Here is a 14086-nt window from a genome sequence, read left to right as displayed (position 1 = left end):
GCACCTGGGTCAATAAAGAAAACCCCACCTACCATACGTAGTAGGTGGGGCTGCAGACGCACTTGCATCCAATGTAGAGCCGGGGTCATTCAAGCTTACGGACCTCTATCCACGAGGAGGACACCGACGAAAGCAGTTATCTCGGCCGACACGGCAGGAGTAAACGGTCACGAGGATCTTTCCGTCCCTCTGCTGTCCGAATGGCGACTCCATCCCCCTCATTCCCTGGACCCGAGAATGAGGCTTCAGCGTTCAACCATGCGGCGAAGCGTTTGCTGCAGCGGTCTCCCGCCGGGCAATCGGTAGGTGCCGGGCAATCGGTAGGTGCCGGGCAATCGGTAGGTTGAGAACTACCCGGGATCCGAGCTGCCGCCGGAGATGACCTCAACTTTGAACGGGGACCCGTTCAGCGGGCCCAGGCGGGCACGAATTATATCGCTCTCGTCATCGACCAGTACCTCTGTACTGTGGCCGAGTAGTTTGTTCGTCAGCTTGTAACGCATCCGTACGACTATTGGTTCGCCGATCTTCACCAGAGCCAGATCACCTCCCCAACGGCCCTGTGTGGCCACCCCATCGCAGCACACCACAGGACGAGTGAACGCCTGATGGAATCCGAAAAGGGAAATGAAAGGGTTCGGACGAATGTCGGCCTTGACCGCCACGAAATCATCCAAGGCGGCCGAATCTGTCGGTGTGGAGAGAATCGAGACATGTGTGTAGCGATTAGGCGGTGTAATTACGCTTAGGCAGCAGCCAATCATAATCAAGGAAAAACTGACAAGGCCCGTACTAAGGACATTTCCGCCATGCAGGACAACAACTAACGTGAATGCGAATCGCCGCATATCAGCGGTGCCGATAGCGTTGATCGAGATTAAAAGTGCCAGCACTACAGGCGTCCAGGCGGCCACTGCTGAAAGCCAGCCGTGCTCGGAAATTCCAGATGTTTCGAGAAGCTGGTACCAGTCACCAAATGTAGTATTATTCGCGGCATGGTAGAGTGCATTTTCATTATTCCAGTCGGCAACACCGAGCTTGAAAAGCGCAGCACCGGCGTAAAGTAAACACAACAGAACTCGCCCGAAAATGATCGCGGCCCGACTGATTCCCTGCAGGGGGATCGGAATGCGATCCATGTCAAGGTCTGTGAGGTAGCAATTGCGCCTGTTATCACTCAAACTCACAATCGCAAGAAGACCAACGAAAATGAGAGCCACAGATTCTCCACCGTCCGGGAGGGCGACTGCAGTCGATATCGTGTAGGTGATGTAGAGATGCAAAAATCCGGTCCACCGCGGATAAAAGCCGCTTATGACTAGGATCAGCCCAAACGCAATCATCACGTCAGCAAGGCCCAAATTCTCCTTACCGACCACGCAGTACAAACCGGCCTGACTCCAACTTTGACAGTGAGGGCCGAACGGTTGCGGACCAACCTCCGCGAACCGTGCCTCGTGCGAGGTGAAGAGAATGAAGCTCAATTGTGTGACGGCGATAAGGGCTCTGCCAATTGAAATGAACCTGGATTGGATATTCGCAGATCTAACTATCGCTTCGAGCCTTGTCGATGATTCCACTTTAACCATTGGCGAATCCTGATCACCCATCACATGCCACCCGTGTCTTCGCGGCCTTATCGATTCTGTATTCATCTTTAATTAGTGGTCGAAACGATCTGGGGGTGATGAGGGTCGAGTTGATTATCACGTCTCGACATATTGTTTGCGATGACATGTTGCCAACTTCTCCAGGGGTTGTCGGGAGTGCGTCTTTGGGGGACGGCGAGAGATCATCGGCCCGGTCTCTCCATCCTTCATTCGGAATCTTTCGGTCAAGTCTAGTGCCTCAGGACCTTGAGCGCGGTAGGACCTTGAGCGCGGTGATTTCCAGATGTGCCAGAACAATTTGACCGCCGGTTTTGAGGGTTTCGCATCAGGCTTCGGAGGGGATCGCCGTCACGGGGAACCGGTACCTGATCACTCCGGGCACGACGTGGAAAACCTTGGCTACCTCAGTCGCTACGGCTGCATGTGCATATAACGCCGCGTTCAAAATGACAGCACCATTGCTTCCGGTATTGTCGGTGGTGTCACGCAACCGTACTGTGCGTAGTGGCCTTCCTCTGATGTGTGGCTGTATTCCCTCCCGATCTCGCGAAGCCCAATGTGGTGGTCAGAATTGCTCGTTGCGTCCGGTTCGGCTCTCCGCTCTGCATTCTGGGCGAAACGACATCATGGTGATCCGGAAACTTTTCGAACAGTTTTCCGTACAGAAAAGTTTACTTGGTTTTCGGTCGGACCAACCCGTTGAGCATTGTCCGTCCGCACCAAGCGGGAAAGATCAGGATTCATCTCAGCCGCTCTACCGAAGCCGGGAACAGTGAACTCGGCCACTTCCCGGTCAGTGTAAGGGGGATCGATGGCGCTCAGCCGGGCTTGAAGGCGCTGTGCACCACGGGGCGCGTTCCGTCGGGGATGGGTTCCGCTATTTTGCGCGGTTATCGATAGTGCCTGCAAATCTTCTGACTGGCCGGTGACCGGAGCCGGTGAGCTCAAGAGGAGCACGGCGAGTGGGACGGTTGATCCGGAAGTGCGTTTCATTGAGGTTTCGTCGGGTTACACGGCTTGTCTTCGGGTTTTCATCCTCGGTCTGTATGGGTGTTGAACCGAACCGGGATGTCCGGTATTCAAAGAGGCTGAGTCCCTTCACCGTTCGAACCTCAATCCTGACCCGCCGAAATCTCCGTTGATTGATTTTCCCGGAACCGAGACCAGCTGTAACTGTTTGTCCTTGGCGGTACCTCTCTCACGTACGGGCTCATGTGAGCGATTTTCAGTCCCCCGTTTCCCTCTTGGTGTGCCCCGTCCGCTCCGCCGAAATCTGTTCCCGCCGGTTACAGTGTCAATGTGGAATAGGTAACGAGATATCGAGCCAGGTGAGGTCTCTGCCGCAACCCAGAATCCACGTGTCGGCCGTCTGAGGATTCCCGGCCGTCCCCACGGTTCGGCCCGGATCGCAGGCGTTAGAATTGTGTGAGTGTTTTCTGGGACCCGCCGGCGGAGGCTTCCGTCGCACCGGACACCGAGGACGAGGAGAACGAGAATGGTCAGAGTCGCAGTCATGGGAGCCGGCTCCTGGGGTACAACCCTCGCCAAGGTGTTCGCCGACGCCGGGAGCGCGGTGACGCTCTGGGCCCGGCGCGCTGAGGTCGCCCGCACGATCCAGATCAGCCGCGAGAACACCGACTACCTCCCCGGACTCGTCCTCCCGAGGGAGATCTGGGCGACGTCGGAGCCGGCCAGGGCACTGCAGGACGCCGACATCGTGGTCCTCGCGGTCCCGAGTCAGACACTCCGGGAGAACCTGTCCGAGTGGCGGGAGCTGATCCCGGAGGACGCCACCCTCCTGAGCCTGGCGAAAGGTATCGAGCGGGGCACCCATCTCCGGATGACGGAGGTGATCGCCGAGGTGGCCGGAGTCGATCCGGACCGGATCGCGGTCCTGTCCGGACCGAACCTCGCCCGCGAGATCGCCCTCGAACAACCCGCGGCGACGGTCATCGCCTGCACCGACGAGAAGCGCGCCAAAGCGGTCCAGGCGGCGCTCGCGGCACCGTATTTCCGTCCGTACACGAACGACGACGTCATCGGCTGTGAGATCGGCGGCGCGTGCAAGAACGTCATCGCCCTGGCCTGCGGCATGGCGACCGGTAAGGGACTGGGGGAGAACTCCCTCGCCTCGCTGATGACCCGGGGTCTGGCGGAGATCTCCCGGCTCGGGGAGGCACTCGGAGCCGACGCGCGGACCTTCGCCGGGCTCGCCGGCATCGGCGACCTCATCGCGACGTGCTCATCGCCCCTGTCCAGGAACCGCTCCTTCGGCAAATGCCTGGGTAGGGGTGACTCGCTCGAGGATGCTGCCCGGGCGACCCACGGCCAGGTCGCCGAGGGCGTCATCTCGTCTCAGTCCGTCTGGCAGCTCGCCCGGGAACACGGCGTCGAGATGCCGATCACCCAGGCCGTCGTCGGTGTGTGTCACGGAGGGATGGACGTGGACACGATGATCCGGGCGCTCATGGGGCGCTCGAAGAAGGCGGAATAGGGCGGAACGGTACACCGCGGAGCGACGCTCGGTACGATGACGGTCGTGACTTCACCCGTTGAACCCAGTACCGCCCCCGCAGTGGGCAAACCCGTAACCGACCGCCGCATCCGCGTCGCGGTCGTCTACGGTGGCCGCAGCTCCGAGCACTCCGTGTCGTGTGTGACCGGCGGCGCCATCATGTCCCACCTCGACCCCGAACGCTACGAGATCGTGCCGGTCGGGATAACCCGCGAGGGGGTGTGGACCGTCGGTGAATCCGATCCGCGGGCGCTCACCATTTCCGGACGCACCCTCCCGGAGGTGCGGCTCCGTGAGCGCCTCCAGCTCTCCCTCGACCCGGACTCCCGGGGAAGACTCATCATCCTGGACGGGGACCGTGCCGGGCAGGTGCACGCCGAGGTGGACGTGATTTTCCCCGCACTGCACGGCCGCTTCGGTGAGGACGGCACCGTCCAGGGGATGTTCGAGCTCTCCGGGATCCCGTACGTGGGGTGCGGTGTCCTGGCCTCGGCCTGCTGCATGGACAAGGAGTACACGAAGAAGCTGCTCGCGGCGGCGGATCTCGCGGTCGCCCCGGAGATCATCCTCCGTGAGCACCGGGACCTCGACTCCGCCGAGCGCGAACGCCTGGGCCTCCCCGTCTTCGTGAAACCCGCGCAGGGCGGATCCTCGATCGGGGTGTCCCGGGTGACCGACTGGTCGGACTTCCCGGCCGCCCTCGACACCGCGTTCTCCGAGGACGACAAGGTCATCGTCGAATCCCAGATCACCGGCCCCGAGGTCGAGGTCGGCGTCCTGCAGTACCCGGACGGCCGGCTGTTCGCCTCGGTCCCGGCACAGCTCCAGGGCACCGAATCAGGCGACGAGGGATTCTACGGCTTCGACACGAAGTACCTCGATGACGCGGTCACCCCGCAGATCCCGGCGCCGTTGGACGAGGCGACGACCGGGGAGATCCGTCGGATGGCCGTCGCGGCATTCCGCGCCGTGAACGCGGACGGACTCGCCCGGGTCGATTTCTTCGCCACCCCGGACGGCCCGGTGATCAACGAGGTGAACACGCTGCCCGGGTTCACCCCGATCTCCATGTACCCGCAGGTGCTGGCCGCGTCCGGAGTCGACTACGGCGAGCTGCTGGACATTCTCGTCGCCCGCGCGCTGCACTGACGAACCCGACTAGTCATCGCGCGGTGCCGCGGTGACGGTCCACAGGGACCGCATCGCGGCACCGCGTCTGGTCTTCGCCTCGAATGCCTGCATCCCGAGGTGCAGCGTCACGACACCGCGATCTGGCCCGGCACACCACGCCAGCGGTTCCCACAGGGCGAGATGCGCGTAGAGCGGGCCCGCCACGGCCTCCCGGGACGGATCACGTAGGCCAACCACATCGACGGTGGCCTCGTCACCGACCCGCCGGAGCACACTGAATCCGACTATCCCACCGGTGGTGTCCGTGGCGGTGAACACGGTCGACGAGTCGGCCAGGAACCGGTTCCGGCGCTCCAGCAGATCGACCGCCCGTCCATCGGTGACGGTTTGTCCGTGAGCCCGCTCCACGGTTCCGAGCAGGGGACCCAGCATGTCGGGGGAGGGGCAGTCGGCCGCCGTGGCCGCGGCAGCCGCGATCCGCACCGGTCCCCGGGCAAAGGCGCCGAGTTCAGCGCGGACATCGTCGCGACGCTCGCGGGACTGGAGGGATCCGATGTGTGCCTCGATTCCGCCCGCGGGGACGGTCACCGTGCAGTCCGCGCCGGCGAGCCGCAGGTGGGAGGCGCTGAACCCGAACGCGCGGATCAGACGTCTGGAGTCGTCGCCGCTGAGAAACGGCCACACCCAGGCACCCCGGGAGGACGGGAAGAGATCCACCGCCGCGTCGACCAGTGCGGGCAGCCGGGACTCCGGGACGCCGTCATCGAGGAGGAGGCGTGAGGTCCGTCCGGCGAGACCACCGAGAACCAGGCCACCGGGGTAGTGCGGCGGGGGATCCGCGGGGCAGTGGTGCGCGATGAGGAAGGCACCGCCGCCGTCGGAGAGGTACGCGGGATCCACGGCGGGCTCGCCCGAGTCGACGAACCGGCACCAGTCGGCGCACGAGTACACGCCGGCGACACGAGCGAAACCGGGCAGGTCCGGTCTCCCGCTGTGGAGAATGGTCATCGGGTCCTTCCTGGGACGACTGGGGACGGGCGAAGCGGGACGGACCGACGCTACCGGGTCCCCGGAGCCGCGGGGATGTTCCGGGAGATCGCGTCACCGAGCCCCACGATCGCCGTGTTGCCGGCCGCCTGCGGCATCGAGACCGCCACATTCGCGGTACGTCCCAGCGCATACCAGGTCCCGGCCGTGGTGCCGTTGGCGAGTGCGGTGTCGTGGTACCAGGCTATGTCGTTGACCTGCTGCACCTGGACACCCGGTTCATAGGACGGCGCATCGGCGACCCCGCACCGCAGGACCACGGGTTCCGCACCCGGCGCGGTCCAGGCCGCCGAACCGGCGGGCAGACCGGCGGCACTGAGCCGGTCGCCGTCGACACGGGTGTAGCCGGCCGCGCCGCCGAGTTTCTCCGGCAACGAGGGGAGCAGCTTGTCGCAGCCCGCATCGGAGGACCCCGGCCCGAGCTCCGCGAGCGGAGCCGGTGCGGGGACGGGCTCGGTGCGGTCCAGGGTCCCGAGTGCCGCGGACAGTTCCGCAACCGGGGATTCGGTGTCGTCCAGGGCACGGCCGTCGGCCGTCACGGCAACGACCGGGGTCCGGTTCACGGCGAACCACGTCCGCAGGCTGGATCCCGTGGTCGCGTCATCCACCCGGATCCAGACCGTACCGTCGACATCGGTCGTGTCGGACAGTGCCGTGAACTGCAGCGGCAGCGAGACACCGCACCGCAGGGTGATCCGGCTGACGGAGTTCGAGCGCCACGCCGCCGCACCCGCCGGGGCCGGGTCCGTGAGCTCCGCCCGGGGATGTCCGGAGAGTTCCCCGGGAAGGGCATCCAGGAACCGCGAACACTCCGGTGAATCCGCGTCCGGGGAATCGATCGTGGACATGGACACCGGTTGCAGTGCGGCCTTCCGATAGACGATCTTCGCCCCGATCAGGGTGGCGATCACCAGCGCCACGGAGAGCCCGAGGGCGATGTACAACGGAACGCGGTTGAACGGGGTGGACTGCTCGGTGCTCATGGCACCCCATCCTAGTCGCCGGGTAATGTGCACATCTGCCCGTACCCCACCACCGAAAAAGAGTGATCTCCCCCGTGTCCACCGTATTTCCCAGCCGCTACACCGGGCCGACCGTCGCCGAGACCGGGGAACGCGCCACGATCCGGGCGATCCTGGACGCGGTTCCGTCCCACCGCAACGGGGACGATGCTGCGGTGCTCCCGCTGCCGAACCCCAACACCCGCACCGTGGTCACCACGGACATGCTCGTCGAGGGGCGGCACTTCCGACTCGACTGGTCCCGCGCGGCGGAGATCGGACACAAGGCCGTCGTACAGAACTTCGCCGACATCGAGGCGATGGGGGCCAGGCCCGTCGCCGTCGTCCTCGCGCTCTCCGCACCGGGACACACCCCCCTCGACTTCATCACAGACCTCGCCCGGGGAGTCGGGGACCGCGTCTCCGCCTACAGTGCCGATCTCGCCGGAGGGGATCTCACCGGGGGAGAGCACATCGTGGTGGGTGTCAGCGCCATCGGTCATCTCGGCGGGAGCCTGCCCGCCCTCACTCTGGATGCCGCCCGCCCTGGCCAGGCCGTCGTCGCATCGGGGCGCATCGGCTACTCCGCGGCGGGCCTGGCGCTTCTGCGGAGGTACGGGCGGGAGCGGGTGCCCGCGGAGTTCTCCGAACTCGTCGACGCGCATCTCGCCCCCACGGTCGACCCGGGCAGGGGAGTCATCGCCCGGGCCACCGGCGCTTCATCGATGACCGACAACTCGGACGGTCTCATCACCGACCTCGGTACCATCGCCCGTCGCAGCGAGGTGGGCATCGATCTGGCGGGGGTCGCCATCGCACCCGACGAACTCCTCACCGCCGCCGGGAAGCACCTGGGGGTTGATCCCTGGAGCTGGGTCCTCACCGGTGGGGAGGACCACACCCTCATCGGCACGACGTCGAAGGACGCGCCCAGCGGTTTCCGCGTGATCGGGGCGGTCCACCGCCGCCGTGCCGGAGCGGCCGTCACGGTCGATTCCGTGCCTCCCGCCCACAGTGCCGGTTGGGACAGTTTCCCGCGGCAGGCGACGGCACCCTAGACTCGGGGATGACATGAGTGACACAGAAAACCCCGTGCAGATGTCCGCCGACCACACCACCCCCCTCCCGGTGGAGGAGGGCTGGCGGCGGGTCCTCGAACCGGTGGCTCCGGCGATCCACCGGATGGGCGACTTCCTCCGCGCCGAGAACGCGGCGGGCCGTGGTTACCTCCCCGCGGGAGCCGACGTGCTGAGGGCGTTCACCTACCCCTTCGACGAGGTCAAGGTCCTCATCGTGGGACAGGACCCGTATCCCACACCGGGGCACGCGATGGGGCTGTCCTTCTCCACCCAGCCGGGCGTCCGTCCGCTACCGAAGTCCCTGGCCAACATCTTCCGGGAGTACTCGGAGGACCTGGGGCTCCCCGTGCCGGACGACGGTGACCTCACGCCCTGGTCGAAGCAGGGCGTCGCACTGTTCAACCGGGTTCTCACGGTGCGTCCCGGCGCCGCGGCATCCCACCGCGGGAAGGGATGGGAGGAGATCACCGAGGCTGCGATCACCGCTCTCGCCGAACGGGACCGCCCCCTCGTCGCCGTACTGTGGGGGCGTGACGCGCAGAACACGCAGCGGTTCCTCGGCGACACCCCGTGCATCTGCTCCCCGCACCCGTCCCCGCTGTCGGCCCACCGCGGTTTCTTCGGATCCCGCCCGTTCAGCCGTGCCAACGAGATCCTCGCCTCCCGGGGCGCACAGCCGGTGGACTGGCGGCTGTAGACTTGTCGACCATGGCCTCTGACTTATCCCTCGACGGTACCGCCCTCCTTTCGTGGGCGGAACGGGCGGTGGACGCTCTCTCCACCCGCAGGGAGGAGATCAACGGGCTGAACGTCTTCCCGGTTCCGGACGCGGACACGGGATCGAACATGACCTACACCATGGAGGCGGCGCTCGCGGAAGCCACCCGGCTCGACGACGCGGAGAAGGAGAGCGCGCACGCGGTGGCGGCCGCACTCGCCGCGGGGTCCGTGCGCGGTGCCCGGGGCAATTCGGGTGTGGTGCTCAGCCAGGTGATCAGCGGTATCGCCCAGGCTGCCGCCAGCGGAAGCATCGACGGCGAGTGCCTGAAGAACTCGCTGGCCATCGCCGTGCGGCTCGTCGACCGCGCCATCACCGACCCGGTCGAGGGCACCGTCGTGACCGTCCTCCGGGCGACCGCCGTCGCAGCGGCACAGGCCGGGGGAGGACTCCGGGAGACGGCCGCCGCCGCCGTGGATGCCGCCCGCACCGCCCTGATGAAGACCCCGTCCCAGCTGGAGGTCCTCCGGTCCGCGGGTGTCGTGGATGCGGGCGGGGCGGGTCTGGTGGTTCTGCTCCAGTCGCTGCTCGACGAGATCGAGGGCATCGCCCGGGAGGACGGCGTGATCGATTCCTTCGGGCGTCCCGGGGCCCACCCCGTGGTGGAGGACAGCACCGTCTGCGACGCCCGCCACGGCAGGTCCCGCGAGCTCGAGATCATGTGCTTCATCCGGTTGAGCGGTGAGGACGGGGACGCCCTCGGGACGCTCCGCGCCAACCTGGCGGATATGGGTGACAGCCTCATCCTCGCACCCGCCGACACCGATCCGGACGGCCCCGTCCGTTCAGCGACCGTCCACATCCACAGCAGCGTTCCCGGTCCCGTGATCGAGGAGCTGTACCGGGCCGGTGACGTGAGTGATCTCCGCCTCGAGGTGCTGCCGGAGAGCCCCCAGGTGGAGACGCTCCGCCGTGCGGTCATGGCACTCGCCCCGGACGGACCGCTCGCGGAGCTCTACCGGCAGGCCGGTGCGATCGTCATCACCCCGGATGCCCCCGGTGACGGTGACGACGGCACCACCGACACGGTCTCGAGGATTCTCGCGGAACTGCGTACCCGCGGAATCGGTGAGGTCATTCTGCTCCCGAACGGCCTGCTCACCCGCAGGGAGATGGTGTCGGCGGAACTCGCCGCACACGCGGCGGAACGCACCATGACGATCCTGCCCACCGCGCGACTCGTCAGCGGCATCGCCGCGCTGGCGGTCCACGATCCGGAACAGCCCGTGGCGGTCGATTCCTATGCCATGGCCGAGGCCGCGGGCTCCATGCGCACCGCGATCCTGCAGCGTGCCGACAAGGCCGCACTCACCCTCGCCGGCCCGTGCTCCCGCGGAGACATCCTCGTCACCAGCGGGACCGGGGTTCTCTTCGTGGCCGATGACCTGCAGACCGCACTCGAACAGACCTGTGCCCGATTGCTCGGACGGGGCGGCGAACTGGTCACTCTGCTGCTGACCGATGAAGCCGCCGCGGAGATCGATCTCGCGCGGTTCACCGATCAGCTCCCCGGTGTCAACAGTGCGGTGGAGCGCGGCGCCGAGATAGAGGTGATGGTCTATCCGGCCGAGGGGCTGGCGCATCTCGCCGAGGTCGGGGTGGAGTAGCGCCCATGCTCGGTTGGCTCGACCCCCGGAGAATCGACGATCTGATCCCGAAGAAGAACGCCGCAGCACTGGAGAAGGCGTTCGGGTACACCACCGTCGATGAACTCCTCCTGCACTTCCCTCGCGCCTGGTCCCACCACGGAGCCGGAGTCAACGTCGATGCCGCGGAGCCGGGCGACACCGTCACCTGCGTCGGTACGGTTATCTCGGCGAGGACCGGGTACACGTCCACCGGGAAACAGATGCACCGGATCACGATCAGCGACGGCACAGGCACCCTCTCCGCCACCTTCTTCCAGGCCAGACTCCCGGCGAGACAACTCAAGACCGGTGTCCGGGCGATGTTCTCCGGCAAACTCCGGGTGTTCCGCGGACAGGCCGAGATCTCCCACCCCGCGTACGTGATCCTCCCGGAACCCGGGCGCAGACAGTTCGCCACGGGATCGCTGCGTACCCTCGGTGACTTCGGTTCCCCGGAGGAACTGGAGGAGCTGCTCTCCCAGCTCGAGTACCTCGCCGTCTACCCGGGAAAGAAGGGGGTGACGAGTTGGGCGCTGCTCGGCGCGGTGAACGCCGTGCTCACACAGACGCCCGGGATCCCCGAACCGCTCGATGTCGTACCGGAAGGAATGGTCGGTTTCGACGAGGCGATCCGCGGAATCCACCAACCCGACGACCGGGGCCCGGCGCCTTTCATCGAGCGTCTGAAGTACAACGAGGCCCTGTCATTGGCACTCGTCATGGCCCTGCGCCGTGCCGACGCCGCAGCCCGCGTCGCACCCGCCTGCCCCGAGGCCCCGGACGGACAGAAGGCGACGATGCTCGCCAACCTCCCGTTTCCGCTGACCGACGGCCAGCGGGAGGTCGGTGCCGACATCACCGGGGAACTCGCCGCCCCGGTACCGATGAGCAGGCTGCTGCAGGGGGAGGTCGGTTCCGGGAAGACGATCGTCGCACTCCTGGCCATGCTCCAGGTCGTCGACTCCGGTAGACAGTGCGCGCTGCTCGCCCCGACCGAGGTGCTCGCCGTCCAGCACGCCCGCAGCATCACGGCGACCCTAATGGCGGCCGGTGTGCCCGCGACCGTGACGGTGCTGACCGGCTCGATGACCGTGGCACGCCGTCGACGGGCCCTGCTCGACACCGTCTCCGGGCAGACCGACATCGTCGTCGGCACCCATGCCCTCATCCAGGACGGGGTCGAGTTCTTCGATCTCGGGCTGGTCGTCGTCGACGAGCAGCACCGCTTCGGTGTCGAACAGCGCGACCGGTTGCGCAGCGCCGGGCGCGACGGCGGGACACCGCACCTGCTGGTGATGACGGCGACCCCGATTCCCCGCACCATCGCGATGACGGCGTTCGGTGACCTCAGGGTCTCCACCCTCCGCGAACTGCCCGGCGGTCGTCGCCCGATCAGCAGTTCCGTGGTCCCCGGATCGAAGCCCGCCTGGGTCCGCCGGGCGTGGGAACGCATCCGCGAGGAGGTGGCGCGGGGGCGTCAGGCGTTCGTCGTCTGCCCACGCATCGACGGCGAGGGCGGGGTCACCGAGACCTTCGAGCTCCTGCGCGGGGAGATCTTCCCCGAGCTCACCGTGGGGCTGCTCCACGGCCGGATGCACCCCGAGGACAAGGATCGGGTGATGTCCGACTTCGCCGCCGGCGGGATCGACATCCTCGTGTCCACGACCGTCATCGAGGTCGGCATCGACGTGCCCAACGCCACCGTGATGTACGTCCGCGAGGCCGACAACTTCGGGGTCAGCCAGCTGCACCAGCTGCGCGGTCGGGTGGGCCGTGGTGGGCACTCCTCACTCTGTCTCCTGCACACCGACCAGCCCGAGGACTCCGATTCCTTCGCTAGGGTCAGCGCGATCGCCGCGACGACGGACGGTTTCCGCCTCGCGGAGCTGGATCTGCGTTCCCGGCAGGAGGGCGATGTCCTCGGCACCGCGCAGTCCGGTGGACGCCGTCACGTCCGGCTGCTCGACCTCATCGACGACGCCCCGATGATCGAGCGGGCCTCCCGGGACGCGGCGGAGCTCGTGACCCGGAACCGCGGACTCGCGGAGCAGCTGGTCAGTGACGTGGAGGTCGAGGAGCAGGAGTTCATCGACAAGACGTGACGGTTCGGTGTCCGGTGACCCCGGGCCCCGGGCTTTCCACCGCCGGTGCAGACCGGGGGGCGGAATGGTTCCCCGGACCCTGCGGGGCGGTGCCGCTGTGCGCGGTGCCGCCGGGGGCGCGACCAGGTTCTCCGGCCTCCGGGCGGTGTGGCTGTGCGAGGATTCGCCGTAACCGGATAGGAGACCGCATCCGTGGTGGGGGATGACCGTGGGGCGCGCTGTGGCGCCGTACGGGAAGAACCGCGCACGGATCGTTGCGGGGTAGTGGGTCGCGGGCGGATCAGTGGACGGTGAATCCGCGGGCCCGGAACCGGTCGCGGACGGCTTCGGTCTCCTCGGCGGAGGGCGGTTTCGTGTCCTCCAGGTTGTAGTGCATGCCGAGTTCGTGCCACTTGTCCCGGCCCATGTTGTGGAACGGCAGCACCTCGACGCGCTCCACCGAGCCCTTCCACCGGGAGACGATGTCGCACACCTTGCCCACGTTGTCGGGGTCGTCGGTGAGTCCGGGCACGAGAACGAACCGGATCCAGATCTTCTTTCCGTGTGCCGCGAGGCGGTCACCGAAGTCGATGGTCGGTTGCAGTTCGCGGCCGGTCACACGGTGATAGGTGTCCGGGTCCCCCGACTTCACGTCGAGGAGGAACAGATCGATCGAGTCGAGATCGGCGTCGGTCAACCGGGAGCCGAGGAACCCGGAGGTGTCCACGGCGACGTGGATCCCGGCGTCGTGGCAGGCTGTGAACACCCGTCGGGCGAACGCGATCTGGAACAGCGGTTCGCCGCCCGAGATGGTCAGCCCTCCGCCGGAGGCCCGGAACACCGCCCGGTAGCGCTTCACCTTGGCGATGATGTCCTCGACGGTCTCCAGTGTGCCGGTCCGCATCTCCATCGTGTCCGGGTTGTGGCAGTACTGGCACCGCAACGGGCACCCGGAGAGAAACAGGGTCATTCGGGTTCCCGGACCGTCGACCGCGGTCACCAGCTCCCAGGAGTGGACCAGGCCGACATCACCGGTGCGCCGGGCCGCGATCAGTTTCCGGCGGCCCTCGGCGTCATCCGGCAGTACGGAGTGGGCACCACCGATGCCCTCGGCGGCTCCCCGTATCCTCGGCCCCTCGGAGGGGGCGACGACGACGGGGGAGTTGATGCCGTCGGACATGGTGGTGCTCCTTTTCGGTACTTCCGTGCCTCAGCG

General features: G+C 66.4%; 10 protein-coding genes. 6 read left to right on the top strand and 4 right to left on the bottom strand.

The window, feature by feature from the left end:
- Positions 1–350: 350 nt before the first annotated feature.
- The gene (locus KRX55_RS04215) at positions 351–1589 is read right to left on the bottom strand and encodes a sporulation-delaying protein SdpB family protein (protein WP_255567568.1); all 1239 of its coding nucleotides are present in this window, start codon (positions 1587–1589) and stop codon (positions 351–353) included.
- 1516 nt (positions 1590–3105) lie between these two features.
- Between KRX55_RS04215 and KRX55_RS04210 the strand changes: the two genes are divergently transcribed.
- A complete protein-coding gene (locus KRX55_RS04210; protein ID WP_200259247.1) occupies positions 3106–4104 on the top strand; it encodes an NAD(P)H-dependent glycerol-3-phosphate dehydrogenase in 999 nt (332 codons plus the stop codon).
- 81 nt (positions 4105–4185) lie between these two features.
- A complete protein-coding gene (locus tag KRX55_RS04205; protein WP_370625753.1) occupies positions 4186–5274 on the top strand; it encodes a D-alanine--D-alanine ligase family protein in 1089 nt (362 codons plus the stop codon).
- 9 nt (positions 5275–5283) lie between these two features.
- Here the strand turns inward: KRX55_RS04205 and KRX55_RS04200 are convergent, their stop codons facing one another.
- A complete protein-coding gene (locus tag KRX55_RS04200) occupies positions 5284–6264 on the bottom strand; it encodes a hypothetical protein (protein WP_218406554.1) in 981 nt (326 codons plus the stop codon).
- Positions 6265–6314: 50 nt separating this feature from the next.
- Entirely contained in the window at positions 6315–7286 is a 972-nt protein-coding gene (locus KRX55_RS04195; protein ID WP_218406553.1) for a DUF3515 domain-containing protein, read from the bottom strand.
- Positions 7287–7360: 74 nt separating this feature from the next.
- On the opposite strand from KRX55_RS04195, the gene KRX55_RS04190 reads away from it, so the two are divergent.
- From KRX55_RS04190 to KRX55_RS04175, 4 genes are read left to right on the top strand one after another with little or no spacing between them, the layout of a single operon-like run.
- Entirely contained in the window at positions 7361–8362 is a 1002-nt protein-coding gene (locus KRX55_RS04190) for a thiamine-phosphate kinase (protein ID WP_218406552.1), read from the top strand.
- A gap of 13 nt (positions 8363–8375) precedes the next feature.
- Entirely contained in the window at positions 8376–9080 is a 705-nt protein-coding gene (locus KRX55_RS04185) for a uracil-DNA glycosylase (protein ID WP_255567556.1), read from the top strand.
- Positions 9081–9091: 11 nt separating this feature from the next.
- On the top strand, positions 9092–10768 hold the full coding sequence (locus KRX55_RS04180; RefSeq protein WP_218406551.1) for a DAK2 domain-containing protein: 1677 nt from the start codon (positions 9092–9094) through the stop codon (positions 10766–10768).
- A gap of 5 nt (positions 10769–10773) precedes the next feature.
- Entirely contained in the window at positions 10774–12891 is a 2118-nt protein-coding gene (locus KRX55_RS04175; RefSeq protein ID WP_218406550.1) for an ATP-dependent DNA helicase RecG, read from the top strand.
- A 280-nt stretch (positions 12892–13171) separates the two neighbouring features.
- Here KRX55_RS04175 and pflA read toward each other — a convergent pair whose 3' ends face one another.
- The gene (gene pflA, locus KRX55_RS04170; protein ID WP_218406549.1) at positions 13172–14050 is read right to left on the bottom strand and encodes a pyruvate formate-lyase-activating protein; all 879 of its coding nucleotides are present in this window, start codon (positions 14048–14050) and stop codon (positions 13172–13174) included.
- Between the last annotated feature and the right edge of the window lie 36 nt (positions 14051–14086).

Source organism: Corynebacterium sp. TAE3-ERU16 (assembly GCF_019209935.1).
GTDB lineage: Bacteria > Actinomycetota > Actinomycetes > Mycobacteriales > Mycobacteriaceae > Corynebacterium > Corynebacterium antarcticum.
This window is presented reverse-complemented; position numbering and strand designations above follow the sequence as displayed.